This is a genomic window from Pseudomonas sp. JL2 (genome assembly GCF_031570495.1).
GTDB classification, from domain to species: domain Bacteria; phylum Pseudomonadota; class Gammaproteobacteria; order Pseudomonadales; family Pseudomonadaceae; genus Aquipseudomonas; species Aquipseudomonas rhizophila.
This window is the reverse complement of the sequence record NZ_JAKUDH010000027.1, coordinates 1-24,585: the sequence shown is the minus strand read 5'-3', so window position 1 is coordinate 24,585 and position 24,585 is coordinate 1. Positions and strand designations below refer to the sequence as shown.

Genomic DNA, 24,585 nt, shown 5'->3' with positions numbered 1-24,585 from the left:
ATGCCGAAGATTTCAGTCGGTTTTTTTCTTCAACTTGGGATTGGGGAAAAACTGTACCGCCTGGACCTTGGCGTCCGGGACTTTGAGCGCCGATGTGTTGACCCGGGTGCCCAACTCCTTGGGCACCGACAGGCCTTGTTCGTTGAGCGTGTCGGAATAACCGCAGGCCACACACTCACGGTGCGGCACGCCGTCTTCGTTCCACATCATCAACTTGTCCGGTTCGCTGCACGCCGGGCAGACTGCCCCGGCGATAAAGCGCCTTTTGGTAATCACAGGCCCCTCGCTCATGCTGCTGCGTCCTCGGTCAGGCCGCTGTGGCGCAAGAGTGCGTCAATCGATGGCTCACGGCCACGGAAGTCGACGAACAGCACCATCGGCTCCTGGGAGCCGCCACGGGCCAGGATCGCTTCACGGAAGGCGCGACCGGTGTCGGCGTTGAGCACGCCGTCCTCTTCGAACTTGGAGAACGCATCGGCCGACAACACTTCCGCCCACTTATAGCTGTAGTAGCCCGCCGCATAACCGCCGGCGAAGATGTGGGCAAAGCTGTTGGGGAAGCGGTTGTAGGCCGGTGGACGCATCACCGAGACTTCGTCGCGCACGCCTTCGAGCACTTGCAGCACGCTGCGTCCATCGCCATGGGTGGCGTGCAGCTCGAAGTCGAACAGCGAGAACTCCAGTTGGCGGACCATCATCAGGCCGGACTGGAAGTTTTTCGCCGCGAGCATTTTTTCCAGCAGGTCCTGGGGCAGCGGTTCGCCGGTTTCATAGTGACCGGAAATCAGCGCCAGGCCTTCGGGCTCCCAGCACCAGTTTTCCATGAACTGGCTCGGCAGCTCCACGGCATCCCAGGCCACACCGTTGATGCCGGACACTCCGGCATGTTCGACGCGGGTCAGCAGGTGGTGCAGGCCATGGCCGAACTCGTGGAACAGGGTGGTGACTTCGTCGTGGGTCAGCAGCGCGGGTTTGCCGCTGTCGGCCGGGGTGAAGTTGCACACCAGGTTGGCGACCGGGCTTTGCAGCACGCCATCGAAGGTGCGCCGACGGTCGCGGGCGCCGTCCATCCAGGCGCCGCCGCGCTTGTTGGCGCGGGCGTAGAGATCGAAGAAGAAGCGGCCAACGTGCTGACCGTTCTCCTTGATTTCGAACAGGCGCACGTCCGGGTGCCAGGTGTCGAAGCCTTTCAGCTCGGCGATCTCGATGCCGTAGAGGCGCTGCACGATGGCGAACAGGCCGCTCAGTACCTTGTCGATCGGGAAGTAGGCGCGCAGGGCTTCCTGGGCCACGCTGTAACGCTGCTGGCGCAGCTTTTCACCGTAGAAGCCGCTGTCCCAGCTTTGCAGGTCGGGGCAGCCCTGTTCGGCGGCGAACGCCTTCAGCTGTTCCAGATCCAGGGCGGCGAATGGTTTGCTGCGCTTGGCCAGGTCGCGCAGGAAACTGAGCACCTGATCGCTGGATTCGGCCATTTTGGTCGCCAAGCTCAACTCGGCGAAGTTGGCGAAGCCCAGCAGTTGGGCCAATTCCTGGCGCAGGTCGAGGATTTCTTCCATCACTGGAGTGTTATCGTTCTGACCGGCGTTGGGGCCCTGGTCTGACGCGCGTGTGCAGTACGCGGCGTAGACTTCTTCACGCAGGGCGCGGTCTTCGGCGTAGGTCATCACCGCGTAATAGCTGGGGAATTCCAGGTTGATCAGCCAACCGTCCAGCTCTTTGGCCTGGGCGGCTGCGGCCATTTGCGCCTTGGCCGAGTCGGTCAGGCCGGCGAGGGCGGCCTCAGAGGTGATGTGTTTGGTCCAGGCCTGGGTCGCGTCCAGCAACTGGTTGGAGAAGCGGCTGCCCAGTTCCGACAGTTTGCTTTGCACTTCGGCATAGCGTTGCTGCTGCTCGGGCGGCAGATCGATACCCGACAGACGGAAGTCCCGCAGGGAATGTTCCAGGATGGTTTTCTGCGCCACGTCGAAACCGGCGGCTTCGGGGCTGTTCGCCAGGGCTTCGAACGCCTGGAACAGCTCGCGGTTCTGGCCCAGCTCCGTGGAGTAAGCACTCAGCGCCGGCAGGCAGGCCTCGTAGGCTTCGCGCAGTTCGGGGCTGTTACGCACGGCGTTCAAATGGCTCACCGGGCTCCAGGCCGCGCCCAGGCGATCATTGAGCTCGTCCATCGCCAGCACCAGGCCGGCCCAGGTAGGCTGAGTGCCCTGGGTCTTGAGGATCTGGGCAATGGCGGCACGGTTGTCAGCCAGGATCTGCTCGATGGCCGGTTGCACGTGCTCGGCACGGATCGTCGAGAACGGCGGCAGGTCGTAGGGTTGCAAAAGAGGGTTGTTCACGCTCACGGTTGACACCTTGGCTGGAAGAAACATGGACCCATCTTAATTACAATCGACGTTCACCGCAGCTAGCAGCGCCTATCACCGGATAAGAGAGAGCCTATCGTGACCCTTCGCACGTACCAGAATCACAGCCCACGGCTTGCCCGCGGCGCTTTTGTCGACAGCACCGCGGTGGTGATCGGCGACGTTGAAATCGGCGAAGACAGCTCCGTCTGGCCGCTGACGGTCATTCGCGGCGACATGCACCGCATCCGTATCGGTGCCCGTACCAGCGTCCAGGATGGCTGCGTGCTGCACATCACCCACGCCGGTCCCTTCAATCCCGATGGCTTCCCGCTGCTGATCGGCGATGACGTGACCATTGCCCACAAGGTCATGCTCCATGGCTGCTCGGTGGGCAGCCGGGTCTTGATCGGCATGGGCAGCATCGTCATGGACGGCGCGGTGGTTGAAGATGACGTAATCATCGGCGCCGGCAGCCTTGTACCGCCGGGCAAACGCCTGGAGAGCGGCTTCCTGTATGTAGGCAGTCCGGTAAAACAGGCCCGGCCGCTGACCGACAAGGAACGCGCCTTTTTCACCTACAGCGCGGCGAACTACGTGAAGCTCAAGGACCTGCATCTGGCCGAAGGCTACGACCGGCTCTGAATCGTCCCGCCCTTACCCAGGAATTTGCATGCATTACCAGACCGTACTCTTCGACCTCGACGGCACCCTCACCGACCCCCGCGAGGGCATTACCCGTTCGATCCAGTTCGCCCTGAGCCAACTGGGCATCGACGAACCCGACCTGACCCGTCTCGAACACTTTATCGGCCCGCCACTGTTGCAGGCCTTCATGCAGTTTTATGACTTCGATGAGGCGAAAGCCTGGGAGGCGGTGAATTTCTATCGCGAACGCTTCAAAGTCACCGGGTTGTACGAAAACCGCGTCTTCGACGGTGTGATGCCCCTGCTGGAAACCCTGGGCGAGCAGGGCCGGCAGTTGTACATCGCCACCTCCAAACCCTGGGTCTTCGCCCGCGAAATCGCCCGCCACTTTGACTTCGCCCGGCACTTCAAAGTGATCTATGGCAGTGAGCTGGACGGTACGCGCACCGACAAAGTTGAGTTGATTGCTCACCTGATGGCTGAAGAAGGGCTCGACCCGGCGAATACCTTGATGATTGGCGACCGCAAACACGATTTGATTGGCGCTCGTAGCAATGGGCTGGATGCCGCGGCGGTGGGCTATGGGTTTGGCAGTTATGAGGAGCTGAATGCCGAGGGCCCGGCGTATCACTTTCAGACGCTGGATGAGTTGCATCGGGCATTTTTGCAGGGGTAGTCATATTGCGATCGCGGGCAAGCCTTGCTCCCACAAGGGGGCGGTGTTGTACATGCAAGCCGCGTTCACTGAGATCTATTGTGGGAGCGAGCCTGCTCGCGATGAGGCCGGTTCAATCACCAGAAATTTTCGATCCTGCCAGCGCCTTCAGTGCCGCTTTGCGCTCATCAATCGGCAAACTGCCAAGCTTTTCCACTGCGGCATAAAACGCAACCCAGTCTCCGCCTTCCTGTTGAAACAGCGCCGCAAACGCTGGCACCCACTGGCTATACAGGCCGAACGGCAATAGCCGCGCATTGTTCAGCGGCGCATAGATCCACGCGTCGTAGCGTTTGTCGCCTGCCCACCGGGTGTCGCGCAGTCGCTGATAATCAGCGCGCAGGCGCTCGAACTCCTGGGCCTTGCGCTGGCGCATCTGTTCGGCCGGCAGGGGTTGGGTATAGAGCTGTTCCAGCCGCTGACGCGTGTCCAGGACCAGTTGGATGAATTGCTCGCGCTGGCGCATCCGTTTGCCATTGTCCGGGGCCAGCCCGCGACTGGCGCGCCATTGCCGGGTGCCTTGCTGTTCGACGAAGGTGGCAAAGGATTCATTGAATTCGGTGTCGTCCTTTACGTAGAAGCGCTGGTGCGCCAGTTCATGAAAGATCAGCGTCGCCAGGCGTTCGTCGCCCCAGTGCATCATCGAGCTCAGGATCGGGTCGTTGAACCAGCCCAGCGTCGAGTAGGCCTCTACGCCACCAATCGCCACATCCATGCCCCGCAAGCGTTGCAAGGCTGCCTCGCCACGGGCGGCGCCCTGGCTGTAGTAGCCGCGATAGGCCACGCAACCGGCGATGGGGAAACAGTGGTTTTGCGGGGCCAGGGAAAATTCTGGCGTGGCGAAGACATTCCAGACCACGAAAGGGCGGCCAATGTCCGCATACAGGCGGTAGCTTTTGTTGTCCGGCAGGTGCAACTGCGCACTGGCGAATGTGCGTGCCGCACGCGCCTGGGCCAGATGAGCCCGCAATGTGGGATCACGGGCGGGGTCGGCAATCACTTGGTCGATTGGCTCGCGGGCCTGCAACAGCCGTAGCTGTCCACTGGCAAGCTGACTGTAGTAACCCACGCTTGCACAACCGTTGAGTAACAAAAGCAGGAGGCCTGGAAACAAAATCCGGAAAACACGGTCGAGTAACCGATGGCTTGGATGCGGCCTGATCAATTGGAATCACCCTGGGAAAGTCTGCCCACAAGACTATCCCGCCTGCCTGGAGCTTCGCTATGCGCGTATTGATGCTGACGAGTGGCCTGTTGCTGCTGAACGGTTGCGCCGGTTTGCCCGATCCCGATCCGTCGCAGGCATGGATCGACCTGGGAAGCCATCAGGACACGGCGCTGCAAGCGCTGGAAGTCGATGACAAGACGTCTCTCGACCGACGTTATTTTGAAGTGCAGCCGGGCAGCCATGAGCTGACGGTGCGTTATCAATTTGCCGTCGAGCCCGGCAACATCGGCCCGAATGCCGAGCCACTGTGGCGCGATTGCCGGTTGAATGTGAAGTTCAAGGATTTCAACGCAGGCCAGCGTTATCAGTTGCAGGCTGGCAACATCGGTTTCCGGCCATGGGCCAAGCTCTATGATCAACAGCGAAAAGTCGTGGGCCAAGGCACGCCAGCAGGCTGTCAGCAAAGCTGATCGGCGCTATGCTCATTGTCTGACTTCAGGAAATCATCATGCGCCTACCTCTGCTGCTATTGGCCTTTGTCTCCATGAGCGGCTGTGCAACCAGCCCGCCGCCCAAGATTGATCCGAACATGGCCTGGATCGACTTCGCCACGCCCATGCCGGGTGGCAAGATGCTGATGGCTGAAAGCCTGGATGGCCAACGACTGCGAGACGGACGTTTCTTCCAGGTTTCTCCGGGCAGCCACGAACTGAAAGTGCGTTTCGACTTCGAGGTGCCTGGCGGTGGTGGGCTGGGCATGCAAGCCGAGCCGCAAGAGCGGCTGTGCTACATGCTTGTGCGTTACGACCATTTCGAGGCGGGCCAGCGTTATCGCCTGGAGGGTCGCAATCTGGCGTTTACCCCCAGCGCCCGACTCTATAACGCCAAGCGTGAAATCGTGGCCGAAGAACGGCAGGTCAATTGCGTTCCGTAGGACGGCTTAGCTGTCGTTCTTCTGGTAGATGATCTTTTTGGTGCCGTTTTCGCAACTGCCCACGACCATATTTTCATCATGCACTTCATCATTGGTCACGATTTCCAATGTGTAGGAAGGCACGTTATTCGCCTGGATCTTCGCTTCGATTTCAGCTTTCAGTTCTTCGCAGGATTTGGGGGCCGCGAGGGCCGACGTGGCCAATGCGCAACTGATGACCGCCAGGGCGAATCGTTTCATGCTCGAATTCCTCATGACAGCGCGCACTGCCTGTGCGCTGAAACTGCAGGTGTGCATTCGACCACAATTGCTGCAGGGTAAACAGATCACAGCCTTCAGCCGCAGTTGAAGGCTGTGATGGGTATCGCATCAGCTCACCAGCGTCGCATCCAGCGTAATCTTGGCGTTCAGCACTTTGGAAACCGGGCAACCTTCCTTGGCCTTGTTGCTCAGCTCTTCGAATTGCTCCTGGCTGGCGCCGGGGATCTTCGCTTTAAGCGTCAGTTTCACTGCCGTAATCGCAAAGCCGCCCTCGACCTGATCGAGGGTGACATCGGCGTTGGTATCGATACTGCTGGCTGTGAGCCCAGCCTCGCCAAGGATCATCGAAAACGCCATGGAGAAGCAGCCCGCATGGGCCGCGCCGATCAGTTCTTCCGGGTTGGTGCCCTTGCCGCCTTCGAAGCGCGCCTTGAAGCCATAGGGGGCTTCGCGCAGCACGCCGGTTTCCGTGGAGATGGAGCCGATGCCGGTTTTCAGGTCACCTTCCCAATGAGCCGATGCTTTCTTGATGATAGCCATGTCTGCCTCCTCAATATCCGGCGCGAGGGTTCGCGCCTGGGTGTTTTTCGTTGTCAGGGTTGTGAGGATAGACCGCCCGATAAAGTTCATCCTGTCGATTAGCCGACCGATTTAGTAGGAAATTTCATGGTAGCTATTGAAACTCGGGTATATGCCCACATTGCATGGAACACACCTATAGAAACGGCAGGCTTTTGCCCGTAGGAAAAGCCCCTCATGCCGTTGGAGATTCCGGCCCATGAAACAGCTGTCCGAAGTGAAGTTCTCGACCCTCGACCTCGTGCCTGTGCGCGCTGATGGCAACGCTGCCCAGTCCTTGCGCAACTCGCTGGACCTGGCGCAGCACGTGGAAAAATACGGCTATACCCGCTTCTGGGTCGCCGAGCACCACAACATGGATGGCATCGCCAGCTCCGCGACGGCGGTACTGCTGGGCTATCTGGCGGGGGGCACTTCGACCATTCGGGTCGGCTCCGGCGGCGTGATGCTGCCCAACCATGCGCCGTTGATCATCGCCGAACAGTTCGGCACGCTCGAAAGCCTCTATCCAGGCCGTATTGATCTTGGCCTGGGGCGCGCGCCCGGGTCCGATCAGATGACTGCCCGGGCGTTGCGTCGCGAGCGCTCCGGTAGCGCGGACGATTTCCCTGAAGACGTGGCCGAACTGATGCGCTACCTCGGCCCACGTACGCCGGATCAACGCATCATCGCCATGCCCGGCACCGGGACCAACGTGCCGGTCTGGCTGCTGGGCTCGAGCCTGTTCAGTGCGCAACTGGCCGGCGAGCGCGGCTTGCCCTACGCCTTCGCTTCCCATTTCGCACCGCGCTACATGCATGAGGCGATCCGTATTTATCGCAATCACTTCAAGCCGTCGGCGGTGCTCGACAAGCCTTACGTGATGCTCGGCGTGCCTTTGGTGGCAGCCGACACGGACGAACAGGCTGATTACCTGGCGACCTCGGTGTATCAGCGGATCCTGGCCCTGATGCGTGGCCAGAGCCTGGTGCAGCGCCCGCCTGTGGAAACCATGAACGGTCTCTGGTTGCCCCATGAGAAAGAGGCGGTTGGTGACTTCCTGGGCCTGGCCATGGTCGGCGGCCCGCAGAAAATTCGCGCCAAGCTCGAAGTGCTGATCGAGCAAACCCAGGCCGATGAATTGATCTTCACCAGCGACCTGTATGAGCATGCTGATCGCCTGCACTCCTATGAGTTGCTGGCGCAGGTCATGAAAGGCTGATCACGCGCATAAAAAAGCCGACGCATGCGTCGGCTTTGACCTTCCTGAAGTATCAGCCCTTCTTGTAGACGATTTCCTTCGTGCCGCCTTCGCAGGAGCCGACGACGTCTCCGTCAGTAGCCGTACCCTTATCGACAATTTCCAGCGTATAACCCGATGCACCTTTGGCATCGATTTTCGCTGCGATCTCGCCTTTCAGCTCCTCGCATGGCTTGCCGGCGGCAAACGCAGTACCCGCAAGGCTCAGCAAACCCAGGGCCAACATCAAATTTTTCATCGCTCGCACTCCTTGGTCGGATCAATAGGGCAGGGATCGAACAGACATGACGCGCTTGCCAGATAGCGCATCGCCATTCCCTATGGCACTCCGCCAGCGTGCAAGTTCACAGCCCGTCAGCTATTGGCAATGCGGAAGCCGACTTTAATGGTCACCTGAAAGTGCGCGGCCCGGCCATTTTCGATGTGTCCGCGGGTTTCCGTGACTTCGAACCACTCCAGGTGCTTGAGGCTTTTGCTGGCTTCGGCCAGCGCATTGTTGATGGCGTCTTCGATGCTGGTGGGAGAGGAGCCGACCAGCTCGACTTTTTTGTACGTGTGATGATCACTCATGACGTTCTCCTTGGTTGTCTTTAACAGCCTAGCAGCGAATTTTCGCCTTACGTGTGTCGCCTTTTACCGGGTGAAAGTTCAGATTTACTGCACTTTCAGAAACGGCTGGAGTCCCAATTCACACACGCCACTCAACCACTGCAGGAGAGAGCCACCATGGCCAGCAATTCGTTACGTAAAGCCTCGTTGCAAAGCATGGAAGCGGAGATCGAGAGTCTGCTCAAGTCGTTGGAAAGCCTGAAGGACGACGCTTCGGACGAGTCGCGTAAGACCCTCAAGTCGCTGAAGGCAAACGCCGAAAACGCGCTGAAACATTCCCGGCATCTGCTGAGCGACGCGTATGAAGAGGTCAAGGTGAAAACCCGTGAAACCGGAATCGCCACCCGTGATTACGCTCAGGAGCATCCTTGGACCACCGCTGGCGTCGCGGTCGGGGCCCTGGGTTTGTTGGCGGCTTATTTGCTGTGCAAGCGCGGCGACTGAGTCGGCTGGTTCAGCTCATGCCTGAGCCATTGCGCCAATTGCCGAGCGCGCCCGTCCGCGGCGCGCTTGGGTAGCCACAACGCCAGTCGCGCCGGGGTTTCGTCAAAGCCCCACGGCGCGACCAGGCGCCCGGCGCGCACATCCTCGGCGACCAGCGGTTCGGGTGCGATGGCCACGCCTAGCCCTGCCACGGCCGCCTCCAGCAAGTAATACAAATGCTCGAAACCCTGCCCGAATTTCAGGGCCTTGGGTTCAAGGGCGTTTTGCCGTGCCCAAGTGGGCCACGCCTGGGGACGAGAGGTGGTATGCAGCAGCGCCTCGCCCAGGATTGCACTTGGCGGGGCGTTTTGCAGGCGGGCGAAACCGGCGTAATGAGGGCTCATGACCGGGCCGATCCGCTCGCTGACCAGTTCATAGACCTGCATGTCTGCCGGCCACGGCGGTTCTGCGAATACCAGCAACGCGTCAAGCCCCGGTCGCCTCGGGTCCAGGTCGCCTTCGCCAGCGGAGAGATGCAAACGCAGATCCGGCAGGTCGGCGTTGAGCCGGCCCAGGCGAGGAATGAACCAGCGCGCCAGCAGACTACCGGAACAGCCCAATACGAATGGTGCATCTGCCGTGCTTTGCGTCAGCTGCGCACAGACGGTGCGTAATCGCTCGAACGCCTCGGCGCTGGCGTCGCGCAGACGCATGCCTGCATCTGTGAGTTTAAGGCCGCGCCCCTCCTTGATGAACAGGCTGACGCCCAAGTGTTCTTCCAGCACCTTCAACTGTCGGCTAACTGCACCATGGGTGACGTGCAGCTGTTCGGCCGCCTGACTGACGCTGTTCAGGCGGGCAGTGGCTTCGAAGGCGCGCAAGGCGTTGAGCGGGGGAAGGTCATGGCTCATTTTATCTGTGAGTTTTCCTGACAGGTTGCGGCGATCTTATCGGTTTTCAGCGCGGGATGTCAGGGGTAGAGTGAACCTCATTGTCTTTCTACGCATTCGCCTGGAGCCCCCGATGACCCAGCCTACAACCCCTTTCAACCTGCGCAGTGGCCCGGACGCCAACGGCCTGTTCGGTGCATTCGGCGGTCGTTATGTGGCCGAAACCCTGATGCCGCTGATCCTCGATCTGGCCCGCGAATACGAAGCGGCGAAGGAAGATCCGGCGTTCATTGAAGAACTGGCCTACTTCCAGCGTGACTACGTCGGACGCCCAAGCCCGCTGTATTTCGCTGAGCGCCTGACCGAATACTGCGGCGGCGCCAAGATCTACCTCAAGCGCGAAGAGCTGAACCACACTGGCGCGCACAAGATCAACAACTGCATCGGCCAGATCCTGCTGGCGCGGCGCATGGGCAAGAAACGCATCATTGCCGAGACCGGCGCCGGCATGCACGGCGTGGCCACGGCGACCGTGGCCGCACGTTTCGGTCTGGATTGCGTGATCTACATGGGGACCACCGACATCGAGCGCCAGCAGGCCAACGTGTTCCGCATGAAGCTGCTCGGTGCCGAAGTCATCCCAGTGGTCGCCGGCACCGGTACCCTCAAGGATGCTATGAACGAGGCGCTGCGCGACTGGGTGACCAACGTTGACAGCACGTTCTACCTGATCGGCACCGTGGCCGGCCCGCACCCGTACCCGGCCATGGTCCGCGACTTCCAGGCAGTGATTGGCAAGGAAACCCGCGATCAGTTGCAAGCCCAGGAAGGTCGTTTGCCCGACAGCCTGGTGGCGTGCATCGGCGGCGGTTCCAACGCCATGGGCCTGTTCCATCCGTTCCTGGACGACAAGAGCGTGGAAATCATCGGCGTCGAAGCCGCCGGCTACGGTATCGAGACCGGCAAGCATGCTGCCAGCCTGAACGGCGGCGTCCCCGGTGTATTGCACGGCAATCGTACTTTCCTGTTGCAGGACGACGACGGCCAGATCATCGATGCCCATTCGATTTCCGCTGGCCTCGATTACCCGGGTATTGGCCCTGAACACGCCTGGTTGCACGACATTGGTCGAGTCCAGTACACCTCTGTCACCGACGCCGAAGCCCTGGAAGCCTTTCACAAATGCTGTCGCCTGGAGGGAATCATTCCTGCCCTGGAAAGCGCCCATGCCCTGGCTGAAGTGTTCAAGCGTGCCCCGAACCTGCCCAAGGATCACCTGATGGTGGTCAACCTGTCCGGCCGTGGCGACAAAGACATGCAAACCGTAATGCACCACATGGAACAGTCCCAGCAGGAGAAACACTGATGAGCCGCCTGCAAACTCGTTTTGCCGAACTCAAAGAACAGAACCGCGCCGCCCTGGTGACTTTCGTGACCGCTGGCGACCCGGACTACGACACTTCGCTGGCGATCCTCAAGGGCTTGCCGGCGGCGGGTGCTGACGTGATTGAGCTGGGCATGCCGTTCACCGACCCGATGGCCGACGGTCCGGCGATCCAGTTGGCGAACATCCGCGCCTTGGGCGCACAGCAGAATCTGGCGAAAACCCTGCAGATGGTTCGCGAGTTCCGTGAAGACAATAGCGATACGCCGCTGGTGCTGATGGGCTACTTCAATCCGATCCATCGCTACGGCGTGCAGCGTTTCATTGGCGAAGCGCTGGACTCTGGCGTGGACGGGCTGATCGTGGTGGACATGCCACCTGAGCACAACAGTGAGCTGTGCGAGCCGGCCCAGGCCGCCGGTCTGGACTTCATTCGCCTGACCACGCCGACCACCGATGACGTGCGTTTGCCGACCGTGCTCAACGGCAGTTCTGGCTTTGTGTATTACGTCTCGGTGGCCGGCGTGACCGGCGCCGGCGCCGCGACGCTGGAACATGTGGAAGAAGCCGTGACGCGCCTGCGTCGTCACACCGATCTGCCGATCAGCATTGGTTTCGGCATTCGCACGCCGGAACAAGCTGCGGCCATCGCACGGTTGGCCGACGGGGTTGTGGTCGGTTCGGCCCTGATCGACCATATCGCCTGCGCTGAGACGCCGGAGCAGGCGATCGATGGGGTGTTGAGCCTATGTGCTGCCTTGGCTGATGGGGTGCGTAAGGCGCGGATTAGCTGATTGCCTGATTGAGTCTGCCAGTAATAAAAAGGGGTTCAGAACCGAGTTCTGAACCCCTTTTTGGCTTCAAGGCAACTCCAACCCGCCACCCGCCTTGTGCAGCTTACGCAAATGCTCGCCTATCTCTTTGACGTTAGCCTCACTGGCACTGATTTCTGCCGCGCGGCTTGGCTCAAGCAAGGCCCTGACTTCCTTATCCAAATCCCCTGTCAGTGTTTGAAGCTGTTTCTGACGCAAGCTGCTTTCGGATTCCAGTCGCTGCCATTCGCTGGGCTGCGGTAGCCCGTAACCGCTGCTGCCCAGCAACTCGGCGGGGCGGCTCAGGAAACCGCTGTTGGCGAGGATCTGCTGCAGTGTCGCGTTGGCCCTTTCCATGCCGCCGTTCTGTAATTCACGGGCACCGAGGTAGCGCTGCTTGACCTCATCCTGGGCCAATAACAGTTGTCGGCGATAGCTGGCCTGTTCCAGCAGGAGTAACGCCGCGCTGGTGCGCAGGTCGGCCCGTTCAAACCATGGCCGGCGTTCTGCGGCGCTCAGGGCCAGCCAGTCTTCCACGTTTTGTTGCTTGATCGGCAAGTGTTTCTTCAACACCTCGAACATGGCCTGGTACCGCTCGCGGAAAGAGTCGAAGCGGTAACCCAGGCGCAAGGCCTCCTTGGGATCATCGAGCACGCTGGTATCCGCCAGACCTCGCCCCTTGAGCACTTCCAGCAAACCGTTGGGCATGATGCTGTCCAACCCCTTGAGCTGCGCATTGTTGCTGCCGCTGCGCAGCAATTTCAGGCTTTCCACCGCGCAATTGTTGGACAGGAAGTAATAGTTGCCGTCATAGCTCCAGTGCATTTCGGCGGCGTGTTCAACCGTTTCCTCGATCTCGGACCGTGTCAGGTTCAGCGGCACCGAGGCCAGGCTGCGCAGTTCGGTCTTGGTGTATTCATCGATGACCTGGGCCAGCGGCAGTACGAACAGGCGCGACGGGTATTTGCCCACCAGGCCATCCCAGCTCGACAGCTGCACATCGCCCACGAAGGCGCGGTATGACAGCACCAGGTGTTGATCCAGATCCAGCCGGCAATCCGGCCCACGGGGGCGGTCCGGCGCGCAGATCACCAGCCGCAGCATGCTGTGGCCCCAGCGGCTGACCCAGTTCTGGTTGGCTTCGGCCAAGAGGTAATCGATGGCGTAGACCCGCTCTGGATCAACCTTGCCCAGTGGCGTCTTGGCAAAGTCGTTGCCGGCGTTGAGGAACGCGAATGACGGGGCGCAGGTATTCTTGGCGGCGGGGGCCCAGCCAAAGTGTTCCTGATAATAGCGATACAGTGCTGGCCGTCGGCAGGCATAACTCGGGTCCAGGAGAAAGTACTCCATGTTGACCGCGACGAACTCCTTGGGGCTGCTCGTTTCGTAGATGTCCGGGCTGCGGGCGACCTGGCGATTATGCTGTTCCCGTTCACCACGACGGCCGACGTATTGCGGCCAGCCGGCGAGGTCCAGCAAGCGGGGATCATCACTGAGGGTGAAGCGGCGGTCGTTCTGGCCCCGGCATTCATCGGGAAGGCCGATCAGCCCGGCGCTGCTGGTGCGTCGGGTGCAGCGTTGGATCAGCGCGCGTTCGGCGTTTGGCCATAAACGCGAGCGATCATAAATGTGGGTCAGTTCATGCAGGACCGTGGCGAGCATTTCCCGCCGCACGGTGCCGTGGGGCCGATGGGTCTTTTGCGTGGCGGCACTGCCGTCGGTGAGGCTGTCGAGCAGGTTGCGATTGAGGTCCAACTGCGACACCAGCGAGGCCTGGCCGTAGGCGTTGGCGGGCATCCGGTCGGTCCAGCCCACATTGATGCGTCGGTCCAGCTGTTCGATGAATCGCGGCGGCAGGGCCTGCATCGCTTCATCGAGCAGCGCCTGGCTGGCCTGCTGTTGCGCCGGGGTCAGTCCTTCGTCGTTAAGGTGCAGTTGCAGGCCGGCCTGGGCGGTGCTGCTCAAGAGCAGCACGACCCCGGCCGTCAGCCAGACGGCGAACGGCCTCACAATGCGAGGATGGCTTCGGCGAGAACCTGGTCACTGGCGTCGCGGGCTTCCGGTACGCGGGTGCGCAAGGTGTCGAAGGCGGCCTCGAGGTGAGCGCCACGAATTTCCCCGTTACTGGCGACGAAACTGGCCGCATCGTCATGGGCTTCACGAACGATTTTCGAGTCACGGATGGATGTGGTGGTGTCGGAGGTGAAATCGATCGTGCGCTGGGAGGCGCGAACGACGATGTTACTGGTGGCTACCAGGGTTTGTGCCTGGGCCACATCGGCCAACACCAGCAGGCCTAGGGTGGCAGCAATCAGCGGGCTACGCATGGAACGACTCCGAAGAATAAAGATAACTATTGGACGAGAATTGCCTGTGCCAGTTCAAGGTCGCTGACGTGAAGTTTTGGTTGGGTCCGGTGTAGATAATCCAGGGCCGACTCCAGTTGCGCACCTCTCAACTGCCCATCGCTGGCAACGAATGCCGCAGCATCATCGTGGGCGGCGGCGATCAGTTTATGGTCGAAGGGCGCGGAGGTCACCATGCTCGTGGCATAGCCGCTGATCACGACTTGCTGGGTGGAGACATCGAAAGCATGGGCCGGAACGGACCAGCATAAAGCGCTGAAGAAAAAAGCGAGGGACAGATCTGAGTAGAAACGCATGGGACTCGACTGTTGATGGTGAGTCCGAAGGCTAGCGCAAACCACTGCGCCAGAGCCAGCGCTGAAACATCGGAACACCATTGGCGTCCCGATGTTTCATGTCTGGAATCAGATCACCAGGATGGCTTGGGCCAGCTGCGCGTCGGAGGCGTTCAACTGCGGTGCCTGCTGACGGATGTAATCCAGAGCGCTTTCCAGTTTCACACCACGGATGGCGCCGTTAGTGGCGACGAAACTGGCAGCATCGTCACGAGCGGCCAGGACAATTTTGTCGTCGCGAAACGACGAAGTGATATCGGACGTTGCGTCGGAAGTGGCCTTGAGCGCACCCACGAGGGAGTCGGTGGTGACGATAAAACTACTGGCATTGGAGTGGGCGGCTACGGCCAGCAGGGCGGCGGCGCTGAGCAGACGAAGACGGATCATGATGAAACTCCTTGAATAATGAAGTGGTGCCGGTGCGTGTAGCTGGAAGAGAAGACGCATGCTCGACCCGCTTCGCCACGTTCGTTTCGATATTAGGTCAGAACGAGGTGGATGACAGCTTGGCCATTGGCAATTTCCACGCTTCTACAACAGCTCGATAAAACTGTACTGGTTATTTTCTAGCTATTCTTAACTGTGCAGGTGCGTGGTTTTTGGCAAAACCAGGCCTCTGAAACGACAAGACCCGTCGCGGTTTCCCGCGACGGGTCTTGTTTGTTTAATTCGGTGCTGGCGGTGGACCCGATGGGTCAGGGCCAGCGACGCTGAGTTAGCGCCAGAACGGCTTGCTCAGCTCTTCGTAGCGTTGTGCTTCGCTGATACCGGCGTCAGCCAGCAGGCGTGCATCCAGACGGGCCAGTTGGTGGCGGCTGGCGATGCGGCGCTGCCACAACATCAGGTTAGCGATAACGCGAAGAGGCAGGGAAGCCTGGTTTTTTTCAGCTTTGTCTTCGAAGAACAGCTCGGAACTGAGTGTACGTTCCATGGTTGACATCCTTCCGCTTATGGCGGGATTAGGTAGTGGTTTAACTGGTGCCCATGATCCTCTCGTTTGGCCAGTCTCTCTAGATACAGTTCACCTGTAATGTGAGAGACCAGTTAACTGTTAAACAGTGGTGTACTGGTCAATATTGAGGCAACTGTACCTGTGCGCACTATTTATGTGCATTTTTGCTGTGAAAGCAGAGATGCGTAGGAGTTTGCTGTAGGAAATCACAGGTACAGTAGTACAGTTTTTGTGGTTTGTGGGTTGAAAGCGATGGCCAGTGAAAACTGTATTTGTTGCCCGGGTGATCCAGCTGTATTAAACCGCCAGCATCTGCCCGGTCTCTTCCAGATTCAGGTGCCAACTCAGTGCATCGCGCAGGATGTGCGGTGTATGTCCGCCCAAGGCGCACGCCGCTTCAAAATACTCGTTCAATGCCTGGCGATAGGCCGGATGCACGCAATTGTCGATGACCACCCGCGCCCGCTCCCTTGGCGCCAGGCCACGCAGGTCGGCCAGGCCGATCTCCGTCACCAGGATGTCGACATCGTGCTCGGTATGGTCCACATGGCTGACCATTGGCACGACACTGGAAATTGCGCCGCCCTTGGCGATCGACTTGGTGACGAAAATCGCCAGATGCGCATTACGCGCAAAGTCCCCCGAGCCGCCTATCCCATTCATCATCCGCGTGCCGCAGACATGGGTGGAGTTGACGTTGCCGTAGAGGTCGAACTCCAGTGCCGTATTGATGGCGATGATGCCCAGGCGGCGTACCACCTCGGGGTGGTTGGAAATTTCCTGGGGGCGCAGGACCAGCTTGTCCTTGTACTTCTCCAGATTGCCGAATACGTCGGCATTGCGCCGGCCCGACAGCGTAATGGAGCTGCCAGAGGCGAAGCTCAGTTTGCCGGCGTCGATAAGGTCGAATGTAGAGTCCTGCAGGACCTCTGAATACATGGTCAAGTCTTCGAATGGGGAGTCGATCAGCCCGCACATCACGGCATTGGCGATGTTGCCGATCCCGGCCTGTAATGGACCGAGTTTATTGGTCATGCGCCCGGCGGCGACTTCCTGTTTGAAGAAGCCGATCAAATGATCGGCAATGGCCTGGGTGTCGCTGTCCGGCGGCATGACTGTCGAAGGCGAATCCGGCTGATTGGTGATGACAATGGCGGCGATTTTTTCCGGCGGTATCGGGATGGCGGTGCTGCCGATACGGTCGTCGACCTTCACCAAGGGAATCGGTGTGCGGGTCGGGCGATAGGTCGGGATATAGATGTCATGCAACCCTTCCAGATCAGGGTTGTGGGCCAGGTTGATTTCAACAATGACCTGCCTGGCGAAAATAGCGAAGCTGGCCGAGTTGCCCACCGAGGTGGTGGGCACGATATGGCCTTGCTCGGTAATGGCCACGGCTTCGATCACTGCAATGTCCGGCAACTTGAGCTGGGCGTTACGCAATTGCTCGACGGTTTCCGACAGGTGCTGGTCGATGAACATCACCTCGCCAGCGTTGATGGCCTTGCGCAACGTGCTGTCGACCTGGAATGGCATGCGCCGGGCGAGTACGCCGGCTTCGGTGAGTTCCTTGTCGAGGTCGTTCCCCAGGCTCGCACCGGTCATAAGACTGATTTTCAGTGGCGTGACCTTGGCGCGCTCAGCCAGGGCGTGGGGCACTGCTTTCGCTTCTCCGGCGCGGGTGAAACCGCTCATGCCGACGGTCATGCCGTCCTGAATCAGCAAGGCTGCTTCGGCAGCGCTCATCACTTTGTTCAACAACGAAGGCAGGCGGATGCGATCACGGTACATGGGTGGTTATCTCGGGCTGGAAGCTGGATGCGCAGTCTAGTGAATTCGCGCCGTGCCCGACCCGCTACAAAAGTCGCATTTAAGGCGTCTATTACGGGCGTTTCAGGCAAAACATTATTACCGGATCGGTAACGTTCGGCCTTGATACAAATCAAAACGCCCCGACAAGTCGGGGCGTTAGTGGCGAAGCAGTGAGCGTTATTCCACCGCTTTGACCATGTCTTCGATAACCTTCTTGGCGTCACCGAACACCATCATGGTCTTGTCGAGGTAGAACAGCTCGTTGTCCAGGCCGGCGTAACCGCTGGCCATCGAGCGCTTGTTGACGATGATGGTCTTGGCCTTGAAGGCTTCGAGGATCGGCATGCCGGCAATCGGCGACTTCGGATCGTTCTTCGCCGCCGGGTTGACCACGTCGTTGGCACCCAGTACCAGCACCACGTCGGCCTGGCCGAACTCGGAGTTGATGTCTTCCATCTCGAACACCTGGTCGTAAGGCACTTCGGCCTCGGCCAGCAATACGTTCATGTGCCCGGGCATACGACCGGCCACTGGGTGGATCGCGTATTTGACGGTCACGCCGTGATGGGTCAGCTTCTCGGTCAGCTCTTTCAGCGCGTGCTGCGCCCGTGCCACCGCCAGGCCATAGCCCGGCACGATGATCACGGTATCGGCATTGGTCAGCAGGAAGGTGGCGTCGTCAGCCGAGCCGGATTTCACCGGACGGGCTTCTTTTGAGCCTGCCGGGCCAGCGGCATCCGCCGTGTTGCCGAAACCGCCGAGCAGCACGTTGAAGAACGAACGGTTCATCGCCTTGCACATGATGTACGAGAGGATCGCACCGCTGGAACCCACCAGGGAGCCAGCGATGATCAGCATCGAGTTGTTCAGCGAGAAGCCGATACCCGCTGCAGCCCAGCCGGAATAGCTGTTGAGCATCGACACCACCACCGGCATGTCGGCACCGCCGATCGGGATGATGATCAGCACGCCCAACACAAACGCCAGGGCCAGCATCAGGGCGAATGCCCCGAGGTTGCCGGTGAACATGAACATCAGGCCCAGACCCAGTGTTGCCAGGCCCAGGATCAGGTTGAGCTTGTGCTGGCCGCCAAACTGTACCGGTGCGCCCTGGAACAGGCGGAACTTGTACTTGCCCGACAGCTTGCCGAAGGCGATCACCGAACCGGAGAAGGTGATTGCACCGATGGCGGCCCCAAGGAACAGCTCCAGACGGTTACCGGCCGGAATTGAATCCCCTAGTTGCTTGACGATGCCCAGGGACTGCGGCTCGACCACGGCGGCGATGGCGATAAATACCGCGGCCAGGCCGATCATGCTGTGCATGAACGCCACCAGCTCGGGCATCTTGGTCATCTCGACGCGCTTGGCCATGATTGACCCGGCAGTGCCGCCGACCAGCAGACCGACGATCACATAGCCGATGCCTGCGGTAGCCAGCTCGGCGCCCAACTTATAGATGAGACCCACGGTAGTGAGCACCGCCAGCGCCATGCCGAGCATGCCGAACAGGTTGCCTCGGCGAGATGTAGTGGGGTGCGACAGGCCTTTGAGGGCCTGGATGAAGCAGATCGACGCGATCAGGTAGAGCGTCGTTACCAGGTTCATGCTCATTACTTGGGCGCCTCTTCTTTTACGGCTTTCGGGGCTTTTTTCTTGAACATCTCAAGCATGCGGCGCGTCACCAGGAAGCCGCCGAACACGTTCACTGCGGCCAGGGCCACGGCGAGGGTGCCCATGGTCTTGCCCAGCGGGGTCACGGTCAGTGCGGCGGCAAGCATGGCGCCGACGATCACAATGGCCGAAATGGCATTGGTCACCGCCATCAGCGGTGTGTGCAGCGCGGGCGTTACGTTCCAGACCACGTGGTAACCGACATAAATCGCCAGCACAAAGATGATCAGGTTGTAGATACCGGGGGAGATAAGCTCTTCCATTGTCTGAATCCCTGCTTAGGCGTTTTTGCGGATGACTTGGCCGTCGCGGCACATCAGGCACGCGGCGACGATGTCGTCTTCCAGGTTCACGTCGAACTGACCTTCCTTGGTGAAGACCAGCTTCAGGAAGTCCAGCAGGTTACGGGCGTACAGCGCCGAAGCGTCTGCCGCGACTTCGCCGGCCAGGTTGGTCGGACCGCAAATGGTCACGCCATTTTCGATCACCACCTGATCGGCCACGGTCAGCGGGCAGTTACCGCCCTGGGCTGCCGCGAGGTCAATGACCACCGAGCCGGGTTTCATCTGTGCGACGGTTTCGGCACTGAGCAAAGTCGGTGCCTTGCGGCCCGGAATCAATGCGGTGGTGATGACGATGTCAGCCTGCTTGGCGCGCTCGTGCACGGCCTGGGCCTGGCGCTGCATCCAGCTGGCGGGCATGGGTCGGGCGTAGCCGCCAACGCCGACGGCGCATTCACGCTCTTCGTCGGTTTCGTAAGGTACATCGACGAACTTGGCGCCGAGGGATTCGATTTGTTCCTTCACTGCCGGACGCACGTCCGACGCCTCGATCACCGCACCCAGGCGCTTGGCCGTGGCAATCGCCTGCAACCCAGCCACGCCAGCACCGAGAATCAGCACCCGCGCCGCTTTCACGGTACCCGCGGCGGTCATCAGCATCGGCATGAAGCGTGGGTAATGGTGGGCGGCCAGCAGCAAGGCCTTGTAGCCGGCAATGTTCGCTTGAGACGACAGCACATCCAGGCTCTGGGCGCGGGAGGTACGTGGCGCGGCCTCAAGGGCGAAAGCAGTAATGCCGCGTTCGGCCAGCTTGGCAATGGTTTCGTTATTGAACGGATTGAGCATGCCCACCAGAACGGTACCGCTCTTGATCAGCGTCAGTTCGCTGTCGCTGGGGGCGACCACCTTGAGAATCAGTTCGGCCCCGAAAGCATCACTGGCGCTGCCAATGGTGGCGCCCGCTGCTTCATAGGCACTGTCGATAACGCTGGCCTTGGTGCCGGCGCCGCTTTGAACAGTGACCTTATGGCCTTGGCCGATCAGCTTCTTGATGGTTTCCGGGGTTGCAGCAACCCGCGTTTCACCCGTCTGGGTTTCGAGAGGAACACCAATGTGCACGTCAAATCTCCTGCGTGATCTTATTGAGTAAACCCAGGCACTTCGGATGGTGCGGCTGGGGCGGCCGATCAGCACGATCCCGCCGAATCAGGCGGGGCGCGGCATTTTGCAGGCGAAAATTCAGCCCTTCAAGGGATTATGACGGGTGACGGAAAATTAACTACAAGTCACCCTGTGACCGAATGTCGCAACGATCGGCATATATCCCTTGTAGGCTGGGCTTTCCAGGGTTTCAGGCCAAATTTGACGATTTTTCCATTGGCGACGTGAATGAACCCTGATGAGCTGCGTAACGTGGCTCAAAGCCACGTATTTGAACGGTTATGAGACTACGATACTGATTTCGTAACAGATTGACTGTATGCGACATAAATTTATATCTGTAGCGCTTTTGATTAGCTTACTACCGGAGTCGGATATAGATTTTTTCCTTGTTAATCAAGGCTGTAGCTACTAGCTTGATTAACCAGCCAATCGCGAAAAGCCCTCAGAGAGGCCGATTCGACCTTTCGTTCGGGGATCATCAGGTAGTAGGCCTTGATGCTCGACAAGGCATTTCGATTGGCAACGACCAATCGTTTCTCGGCCAGCTCGCGCTGTATCAAAAAAGGTGGAATCAAGGCGATTCCCATGTCATGCATCGCCGCTTGGGCAAGCATGGAGAATAGTTCATAACGCGGGCCTGTCAGGTCTCGCGCGATATTGAGGTTTTGAGCGTTGAACCACTGGCGCCACGCATACGGGCGGGTGGTTTGCTGAAGTAGGGGCAGTTCGGCGATGGCTTGCGGTGTCAGGCTGTTCCGGTTGCCCAGTAAGGTAGGGCTGCACACGGGCATCGGGTTTTCTCCCATCAGCTTGTGGGATTCGGTACCGGACCAGTCCGCATCGCCGAAATAAATGGCTGCGTCAAAATCCGTATCCGCAAAGAGAAACGGCCGCGTGCGATTGGTCAGATTGACCGTGACTTCTGGATGCTGCTGTTGGAAGTCCTTGAGGCGCGGTAGCAGCCATTGAGTACCAAACGTCGGAACCACTGCCAGCTCTATCACGTTGGCGCCGGTATGCCCCATCACTGAAAGAGTATCGCGCTCCACGGCGTCCAGTTGAGTGGCAACGCGGCGGCTGTAGGAGAGTCCGGCCTCTGTCAGTTTGACTCCCCGCCGTGAGCGTCGGAACAACTCCACACCGAGGAAGTCCTCCAGGCTGGCGATCTGTCGACAAATAGCACCCTGTGTGAGGGAAAGCTCCTGTGCGGCCTTGGTGAAGCTCTCATGACGTGCGGCGGCCTCGAAGCTGACCAGGGCGGCGGTGCTGGGGATTTTTCTGCGCATGTACATCAACCTCACTCGTCAGGATCGTAAACGGGGTTCAGGGCGTTTACGGAGTGAGAAATTAGCACAAGAGCGTGCGTAATCCTCGTTTGCTCTGATAGGAAAGCGCGCCTAGGATCAATCCACGATTTTTAATCTGATTGGCGAGGATTCTTTCATGGCCGGTAAAGCGAGTTTCAACTGGATTGATCCATTGTTGTTGGACCAGCAACTCACCGAAGAAGAACGCATGATTCGCGACACTGCCGAGCAGTTCGCCCAACAGAAGCTCGCGCCGCGGGTGTTGGAAGCGTTCCGTCATGAAAAAACCGACCCGGCGATTTTTCGTGAGATGGGTGAGGTCGGCTTGTTGGGCGCAACCATTCCTGAACAGTACGGCGGCAGCGGCTTGAACTACGTCAGCTATGGCTTGATCGCTCGTGAAGTGGAACGCGTTGATTCAGGTTATCGCTCGATGATGAGCGTGCAGTCCTCGTTGGTCATGGTGCCGATCAATGAGTTCGGTACCGAAGCTCAAAAGCAGAAGTACCTGCCGAAGCTGGCTTCCGGCGAGTGGATCGGCTGCTTTGGTCTGACAGAGCCGAACCACGGTTCCGACCCGGGAGCGATGATTACCCGTGCGCGTAAAGTGGAAGGCGGCTACAGCCTGACGGGTAGCAAGATGTGGATCACCAACAGCCCGATTGCCGATGTATTTGTCGTCTGGGGTAAGGATGACGCCGGTGATATCCGCGGCTTTGTTCTCGAGAAAGGCTGGAAAGGCCTGAGTGCACCGGCGATTCACGGCAAGGTCGGTCTGCGCGCTTCGATCACTGGCGAGATCGTCATGGATAACGTCTTCGTTCCAGAAGAAAACATCTTTCCGGATGTGCGTGGGCTGAAAGGGCCTTTTACCTGTCTGAACTCGGCTCGCTATGGCATCTCCTGGGGGGCCTTGGGTGCCGCCGAATTCTGCTGGCACACCGCCCGCCAGTACACCCTGGATCGGCAGCAGTTTGGTCGTCCTTTGGCTGCCACTCAGTTGATCCAGAAAAAGCTGGCCGACATGCAGACTGAAATCACCCTTGCCCTACAAGGATGCCTGCGTCTGGGGCGTATGAAGGATGAGGGTACGGCCGCTGTTGAAATCACATCGATCATGAAGCGCAACTCCTGCGGCAAGTCCCTGGATATTGCTCGCATGGCGCGGGACATGCTGGGCGGCAATGGCATCTCCGATGAGTTCGGCATCGCTCGCCATCTCGTGAACCTGGAAGTGGTGAACACTTACGAAGGTACTCATGACGTTCATGCACTGATCCTGGGGCGTGCGCAAACCGGTATCCAGGCGTTCTATTAATAGGGGGAACGGCATGGGCGCGCTTTCGCATCTGCGGGTACTGGATTTATCGAGGGTGCTGGCCGGCCCGTGGGCTGGTCAGATCCTGGCGGACCTGGGAGCTGAGGTCATCAAGGTCGAGCGGCCGGGTGGTGGTGACGATACGCGCGCCTGGGGGCCGCCGTTCCTGAAGGATGCGTCTGGCGAGAATACGACCGAGGCGGCCTATTACTTGTCGGCCAATCGCAACAAGCAATCGGTGACCATCGATTTCACGCACCCCGAGGGGCAAAGGTTGGTGCGGGAGTTGGCGGCCAAGTCCGACATTCTGATTGAGAACTTCAAGGTAGGTGGGCTGGCGGCCTATGGCCTGGACTACGACTCGCTGAAGGAGATCAACCCACAACTGATCTATTGCTCGATTACCGGGTTTGGTCAAACCGGTCCTTACGCCAAGCGCGCCGGATATGACTTCATGATCCAGGGGTTGGGGGGCTTGATGAGTCTCACCGGCCGGCCTGAAGGTGATGCGGGGGCGGGCCCGGTGAAGGTAGGGGTGGCGCTGACGGATATCCTGACCGGTGTCTATTCGGCCGTGGCCATCCTGGCAGCGTTGGCTCACCGCGATCATGCCGGCGGCGGGCAGCATATCGACATGGCCTTGCTGGACGTTCAAGTGGCTTGCCTGGCGAACCAGGCGATGAATTATCTGACTACGGGTAACGCGCCGAAGCGGTTGGGGAACGCTCATCCGAACATAGTGCCTTATCAGGATTTTCCTACGGCGGACGGTGACTTCATCCTTACGGTGGGCAATGACGGTCAGTTCCGAAAGTTCGCCGAGGTCGCGGGTCAGCCGCAGTGGGCTGATGACCCTCGTTTTGCGACAAACAAGTTGCGGGTGGCGAACCGTGCAGTATTGATACCTTTGATTCGCCAGGCGACGGTATTCAAGACCACTGCCGAATGGGTCGCTCAGTTGGAGCAGGCTGGTGTCCCCTGTGGGCCGATCAACGATTTGTCCCAGGTGTTTGCTGATCCTCAGGTCCAGGCGCGTGGGCTGGCGATGGAGTTGCCTCATGCACTGGCGGGTAAAGTGCCGCAGGTTGCCAACCCGATCCGGCTGTCCGCGACCCCGGTGGAATATCGCAATGCGCCTCCTTTATTAGGGGAGCACACGCGGGATGTCCTGCAGCGAGTATTGGGGTTGGATGAGGCGATGGTGACGGGGTTGAGAGAGGCTGGGGTGCTCTGATTCTCTCTGCTATATAGAAGAGGCTTTTTGAGGGGCACGGTGGCTTTTTCGAATGCCCTGCAACTTATTGATAGAAAAACGAAATTAAGTGTTGACGGCAAATTCTGGACGTCTATAATTCGCCCCACTTCCGGCGCAGT

At 59.5% G+C, this 24,585-nt stretch carries 28 protein-coding genes; 10 read left to right on the top strand and 18 right to left on the bottom strand.

What is annotated here, in order from left to right:
- Nucleotides 1-12 precede the first annotated feature (12 nt).
- Both MKS85_RS25265 and prlC read right to left on the bottom strand, forming a co-directional pair.
- On the bottom strand, nucleotides 13-291 hold the full coding sequence (locus MKS85_RS25265; protein WP_047230061.1) for a YheV family putative zinc ribbon protein: 279 nt from the start codon (nucleotides 289-291) through the stop codon (nucleotides 13-15).
- Complete coding sequence (prlC, locus tag MKS85_RS25260; RefSeq protein ID WP_188252236.1) at nucleotides 288-2,366, bottom strand: oligopeptidase A; 2,079 nt, start codon at nucleotides 2,364-2,366, stop codon at nucleotides 288-290. The genes MKS85_RS25265 and prlC overlap by 4 nt, the downstream gene beginning before the upstream one ends.
- A gap of 72 nt (nucleotides 2,367-2,438) precedes the next feature.
- Between prlC and MKS85_RS25255 the strand changes: the two genes are divergently transcribed.
- Both MKS85_RS25255 and MKS85_RS25250 read left to right on the top strand, forming a co-directional pair.
- Entirely contained in the window at nucleotides 2,439-2,984 is a 546-nt protein-coding gene (locus MKS85_RS25255) for a gamma carbonic anhydrase family protein (protein WP_139048747.1), read from the top strand.
- 28 nt (nucleotides 2,985-3,012) lie between these two features.
- The gene (locus tag MKS85_RS25250; protein ID WP_047230063.1) at nucleotides 3,013-3,663 is read left to right on the top strand and encodes an HAD family hydrolase; all 651 of its coding nucleotides are present in this window, start codon (nucleotides 3,013-3,015) and stop codon (nucleotides 3,661-3,663) included.
- A gap of 112 nt (nucleotides 3,664-3,775) precedes the next feature.
- On the opposite strand, the gene MKS85_RS25245 is transcribed toward MKS85_RS25250, so the two are convergent.
- Nucleotides 3,776-4,867, bottom strand: coding sequence for an aminopeptidase (locus MKS85_RS25245; protein WP_139048748.1), 1,092 nt, complete (start codon nucleotides 4,865-4,867; stop codon nucleotides 3,776-3,778).
- A 59-nt stretch (nucleotides 4,868-4,926) separates the two neighbouring features.
- Between MKS85_RS25245 and MKS85_RS25240 the strand changes: the two genes are divergently transcribed.
- Nucleotides 4,927-5,340: a hypothetical protein gene (locus tag MKS85_RS25240; RefSeq protein WP_188252237.1), complete on the top strand. Its 414-nt coding sequence runs from the start codon at nucleotides 4,927-4,929 to the stop codon at nucleotides 5,338-5,340.
- A 38-nt stretch (nucleotides 5,341-5,378) separates the two neighbouring features.
- The gene (locus tag MKS85_RS25235) at nucleotides 5,379-5,804 is read left to right on the top strand and encodes a hypothetical protein (RefSeq protein WP_188252238.1); all 426 of its coding nucleotides are present in this window, start codon (nucleotides 5,379-5,381) and stop codon (nucleotides 5,802-5,804) included.
- Nucleotides 5,805-5,810: 6 nt separating this feature from the next.
- Here the strand turns inward: MKS85_RS25235 and MKS85_RS25230 are convergent, their stop codons facing one another.
- Nucleotides 5,811-6,044, bottom strand: coding sequence for a DUF1161 domain-containing protein (locus MKS85_RS25230; RefSeq protein ID WP_092399797.1), 234 nt, complete (start codon nucleotides 6,042-6,044; stop codon nucleotides 5,811-5,813).
- A gap of 129 nt (nucleotides 6,045-6,173) precedes the next feature.
- On the bottom strand, nucleotides 6,174-6,605 hold the full coding sequence (locus tag MKS85_RS25225) for an OsmC family protein (RefSeq protein ID WP_047230069.1): 432 nt from the start codon (nucleotides 6,603-6,605) through the stop codon (nucleotides 6,174-6,176).
- A gap of 238 nt (nucleotides 6,606-6,843) precedes the next feature.
- Between MKS85_RS25225 and MKS85_RS25220 the strand changes: the two genes are divergently transcribed.
- Entirely contained in the window at nucleotides 6,844-7,845 is a 1,002-nt protein-coding gene (locus tag MKS85_RS25220) for an LLM class flavin-dependent oxidoreductase (protein WP_058544936.1), read from the top strand.
- A gap of 52 nt (nucleotides 7,846-7,897) precedes the next feature.
- On the opposite strand, the gene MKS85_RS25215 is transcribed toward MKS85_RS25220, so the two are convergent.
- Both MKS85_RS25215 and MKS85_RS25210 read right to left on the bottom strand, forming a co-directional pair.
- A complete protein-coding gene (locus tag MKS85_RS25215; protein ID WP_188252239.1) occupies nucleotides 7,898-8,122 on the bottom strand; it encodes a DUF1161 domain-containing protein in 225 nt (74 codons plus the stop codon).
- A gap of 116 nt (nucleotides 8,123-8,238) precedes the next feature.
- Complete coding sequence (locus MKS85_RS25210) at nucleotides 8,239-8,454, bottom strand: dodecin (protein ID WP_003177209.1); 216 nt, start codon at nucleotides 8,452-8,454, stop codon at nucleotides 8,239-8,241.
- A gap of 156 nt (nucleotides 8,455-8,610) precedes the next feature.
- Here MKS85_RS25210 and MKS85_RS25205 point away from each other — a divergent pair, with 156 nt between their 5' ends.
- A complete protein-coding gene (locus MKS85_RS25205) occupies nucleotides 8,611-8,937 on the top strand; it encodes a YqjD family protein (RefSeq protein ID WP_003196426.1) in 327 nt (108 codons plus the stop codon).
- On the opposite strand, the gene MKS85_RS25200 is transcribed toward MKS85_RS25205, so the two are convergent.
- Nucleotides 8,910-9,827, bottom strand: a complete 918-nt coding sequence (locus MKS85_RS25200) for a LysR family transcriptional regulator (RefSeq protein ID WP_047230072.1) — start codon at nucleotides 9,825-9,827, stop codon at nucleotides 8,910-8,912. The genes MKS85_RS25205 and MKS85_RS25200 overlap by 28 nt on opposite strands.
- Before the next feature lie 112 nt (nucleotides 9,828-9,939).
- On the opposite strand from MKS85_RS25200, the gene trpB reads away from it, so the two are divergent.
- Together trpB and trpA are read left to right on the top strand one after the other, a co-directional pair.
- Nucleotides 9,940-11,172: a tryptophan synthase subunit beta gene (gene trpB / locus MKS85_RS25195; protein WP_047230073.1), complete on the top strand. Its 1,233-nt coding sequence runs from the start codon at nucleotides 9,940-9,942 to the stop codon at nucleotides 11,170-11,172.
- Nucleotides 11,172-11,984 carry a tryptophan synthase subunit alpha gene (gene trpA / locus MKS85_RS25190; protein WP_188252240.1) on the top strand — a complete coding sequence of 271 codons (813 nt, stop codon included), beginning with the start codon at nucleotides 11,172-11,174 and terminating at the stop codon, nucleotides 11,982-11,984. Before trpB ends, trpA begins: the two co-directional genes overlap by 1 nt.
- A 66-nt stretch (nucleotides 11,985-12,050) precedes the next feature.
- On the opposite strand, the gene MKS85_RS25185 is transcribed toward trpA, so the two are convergent.
- From MKS85_RS25185 to MKS85_RS25140, 10 genes are all read right to left on the bottom strand, one after another.
- Nucleotides 12,051-14,012: a DUF4105 domain-containing protein gene (locus MKS85_RS25185; protein WP_076383121.1), complete on the bottom strand. Its 1,962-nt coding sequence runs from the start codon at nucleotides 14,010-14,012 to the stop codon at nucleotides 12,051-12,053.
- Nucleotides 14,009-14,329 carry a DUF2388 domain-containing protein gene (locus MKS85_RS25180; RefSeq protein ID WP_047230076.1) on the bottom strand — a complete coding sequence of 107 codons (321 nt, stop codon included), beginning with the start codon at nucleotides 14,327-14,329 and terminating at the stop codon, nucleotides 14,009-14,011. Before MKS85_RS25180 ends, MKS85_RS25185 begins: the two co-directional genes overlap by 4 nt.
- Before the next feature lie 26 nt (nucleotides 14,330-14,355).
- Nucleotides 14,356-14,664, bottom strand: a complete 309-nt coding sequence (locus MKS85_RS25175; RefSeq protein WP_047230077.1) for a DUF2388 domain-containing protein — start codon at nucleotides 14,662-14,664, stop codon at nucleotides 14,356-14,358.
- Between the two features lie 108 nt (nucleotides 14,665-14,772).
- A complete protein-coding gene (locus MKS85_RS25170) occupies nucleotides 14,773-15,090 on the bottom strand; it encodes a DUF2388 domain-containing protein (RefSeq protein WP_139048752.1) in 318 nt (105 codons plus the stop codon).
- A 328-nt stretch (nucleotides 15,091-15,418) separates the two neighbouring features.
- The gene (locus tag MKS85_RS25165) at nucleotides 15,419-15,634 is read right to left on the bottom strand and encodes a DUF1127 domain-containing protein (RefSeq protein ID WP_047230079.1); all 216 of its coding nucleotides are present in this window, start codon (nucleotides 15,632-15,634) and stop codon (nucleotides 15,419-15,421) included.
- A gap of 318 nt (nucleotides 15,635-15,952) precedes the next feature.
- Nucleotides 15,953-17,446, bottom strand: coding sequence for an acetyl-CoA hydrolase/transferase family protein (locus MKS85_RS25160; RefSeq protein ID WP_139048753.1), 1,494 nt, complete (start codon nucleotides 17,444-17,446; stop codon nucleotides 15,953-15,955).
- 198 nt (nucleotides 17,447-17,644) lie between these two features.
- The gene (locus MKS85_RS25155) at nucleotides 17,645-19,081 is read right to left on the bottom strand and encodes an NAD(P)(+) transhydrogenase (Re/Si-specific) subunit beta (protein ID WP_047230081.1); all 1,437 of its coding nucleotides are present in this window, start codon (nucleotides 19,079-19,081) and stop codon (nucleotides 17,645-17,647) included.
- Complete coding sequence (locus MKS85_RS25150) at nucleotides 19,081-19,404, bottom strand: NAD(P) transhydrogenase subunit alpha (RefSeq protein ID WP_003187010.1); 324 nt, start codon at nucleotides 19,402-19,404, stop codon at nucleotides 19,081-19,083. Before MKS85_RS25150 ends, MKS85_RS25155 begins: the two co-directional genes overlap by 1 nt.
- A 15-nt stretch (nucleotides 19,405-19,419) precedes the next feature.
- Nucleotides 19,420-20,541 (bottom strand): Re/Si-specific NAD(P)(+) transhydrogenase subunit alpha, encoded by a 1,122-nt coding sequence (locus MKS85_RS25145; RefSeq protein WP_310663157.1) that lies wholly within the window; start codon nucleotides 20,539-20,541, stop codon nucleotides 19,420-19,422.
- Nucleotides 20,542-20,975: 434 nt separating this feature from the next.
- Nucleotides 20,976-21,872 (bottom strand): LysR family transcriptional regulator, encoded by an 897-nt coding sequence (locus tag MKS85_RS25140; RefSeq protein WP_076386503.1) that lies wholly within the window; start codon nucleotides 21,870-21,872, stop codon nucleotides 20,976-20,978.
- Between the two features lie 157 nt (nucleotides 21,873-22,029).
- On the opposite strand from MKS85_RS25140, the gene MKS85_RS25135 reads away from it, so the two are divergent.
- Both MKS85_RS25135 and MKS85_RS25130 read left to right on the top strand, forming a co-directional pair.
- Entirely contained in the window at nucleotides 22,030-23,211 is a 1,182-nt protein-coding gene (locus tag MKS85_RS25135; protein WP_025216186.1) for an acyl-CoA dehydrogenase, read from the top strand.
- A gap of 13 nt (nucleotides 23,212-23,224) precedes the next feature.
- Nucleotides 23,225-24,445, top strand: coding sequence for a CaiB/BaiF CoA-transferase family protein (locus tag MKS85_RS25130; RefSeq protein ID WP_139048755.1), 1,221 nt, complete (start codon nucleotides 23,225-23,227; stop codon nucleotides 24,443-24,445).
- Nucleotides 24,446-24,585 lie beyond the last annotated feature (140 nt).

What these genes read in the sequence shown, in the direction of transcription:
- MKS85_RS25155 (WP_047230081.1), bottom strand. Translation starts at nt 19,081, where the DNA reads ATGAGCATGAACCTGGTAACGACGCTCTACCTGATCGCGTCGATCTGC.
- trpB (WP_047230073.1), top strand. Translation starts at nt 9,940, where the DNA reads ATGACCCAGCCTACAACCCCTTTCAACCTGCGCAGTGGCCCGGACGCC.
- prlC (WP_188252236.1), bottom strand. Translation starts at nt 2,366, where the DNA reads ATGTTTCTTCCAGCCAAGGTGTCAACCGTGAGCGTGAACAACCCTCTT.
- MKS85_RS25175 (WP_047230077.1), bottom strand. Translation starts at nt 14,664, where the DNA reads ATGCGTTTCTACTCAGATCTGTCCCTCGCTTTTTTCTTCAGCGCTTTA.
- MKS85_RS25225 (WP_047230069.1), bottom strand. Translation starts at nt 6,605, where the DNA reads ATGGCTATCATCAAGAAAGCATCGGCTCATTGGGAAGGTGACCTGAAA.
- MKS85_RS25140 (WP_076386503.1), bottom strand. Translation starts at nt 21,872, where the DNA reads ATGCGCAGAAAAATCCCCAGCACCGCCGCCCTGGTCAGCTTCGAGGCC.
- MKS85_RS25230 (WP_092399797.1), bottom strand. Translation starts at nt 6,044, where the DNA reads ATGAAACGATTCGCCCTGGCGGTCATCAGTTGCGCATTGGCCACGTCG.
- MKS85_RS25130 (WP_139048755.1), top strand. Translation starts at nt 23,225, where the DNA reads ATGGGCGCGCTTTCGCATCTGCGGGTACTGGATTTATCGAGGGTGCTG.
- MKS85_RS25250 (WP_047230063.1), top strand. Translation starts at nt 3,013, where the DNA reads ATGCATTACCAGACCGTACTCTTCGACCTCGACGGCACCCTCACCGAC.
- MKS85_RS25220 (WP_058544936.1), top strand. Translation starts at nt 6,844, where the DNA reads ATGAAACAGCTGTCCGAAGTGAAGTTCTCGACCCTCGACCTCGTGCCT.
- trpA (WP_188252240.1), top strand. Translation starts at nt 11,172, where the DNA reads ATGAGCCGCCTGCAAACTCGTTTTGCCGAACTCAAAGAACAGAACCGC.
- MKS85_RS25200 (WP_047230072.1), bottom strand. Translation starts at nt 9,827, where the DNA reads ATGAGCCATGACCTTCCCCCGCTCAACGCCTTGCGCGCCTTCGAAGCC.
- MKS85_RS25210 (WP_003177209.1), bottom strand. Translation starts at nt 8,454, where the DNA reads ATGAGTGATCATCACACGTACAAAAAAGTCGAGCTGGTCGGCTCCTCT.
- MKS85_RS25240 (WP_188252237.1), top strand. Translation starts at nt 4,927, where the DNA reads ATGCGCGTATTGATGCTGACGAGTGGCCTGTTGCTGCTGAACGGTTGC.
- MKS85_RS25205 (WP_003196426.1), top strand. Translation starts at nt 8,611, where the DNA reads ATGGCCAGCAATTCGTTACGTAAAGCCTCGTTGCAAAGCATGGAAGCG.
- MKS85_RS25215 (WP_188252239.1), bottom strand. Translation starts at nt 8,122, where the DNA reads ATGAAAAATTTGATGTTGGCCCTGGGTTTGCTGAGCCTTGCGGGTACT.
- MKS85_RS25135 (WP_025216186.1), top strand. Translation starts at nt 22,030, where the DNA reads ATGGCCGGTAAAGCGAGTTTCAACTGGATTGATCCATTGTTGTTGGAC.
- MKS85_RS25150 (WP_003187010.1), bottom strand. Translation starts at nt 19,404, where the DNA reads ATGGAAGAGCTTATCTCCCCCGGTATCTACAACCTGATCATCTTTGTG.
- MKS85_RS25265 (WP_047230061.1), bottom strand. Translation starts at nt 291, where the DNA reads ATGAGCGAGGGGCCTGTGATTACCAAAAGGCGCTTTATCGCCGGGGCA.
- MKS85_RS25170 (WP_139048752.1), bottom strand. Translation starts at nt 15,090, where the DNA reads ATGATCCGTCTTCGTCTGCTCAGCGCCGCCGCCCTGCTGGCCGTAGCC.
- MKS85_RS25180 (WP_047230076.1), bottom strand. Translation starts at nt 14,329, where the DNA reads ATGCGTAGCCCGCTGATTGCTGCCACCCTAGGCCTGCTGGTGTTGGCC.
- MKS85_RS25235 (WP_188252238.1), top strand. Translation starts at nt 5,379, where the DNA reads ATGCGCCTACCTCTGCTGCTATTGGCCTTTGTCTCCATGAGCGGCTGT.
- MKS85_RS25160 (WP_139048753.1), bottom strand. Translation starts at nt 17,446, where the DNA reads ATGTACCGTGATCGCATCCGCCTGCCTTCGTTGTTGAACAAAGTGATG.
- MKS85_RS25165 (WP_047230079.1), bottom strand. Translation starts at nt 15,634, where the DNA reads ATGGAACGTACACTCAGTTCCGAGCTGTTCTTCGAAGACAAAGCTGAA.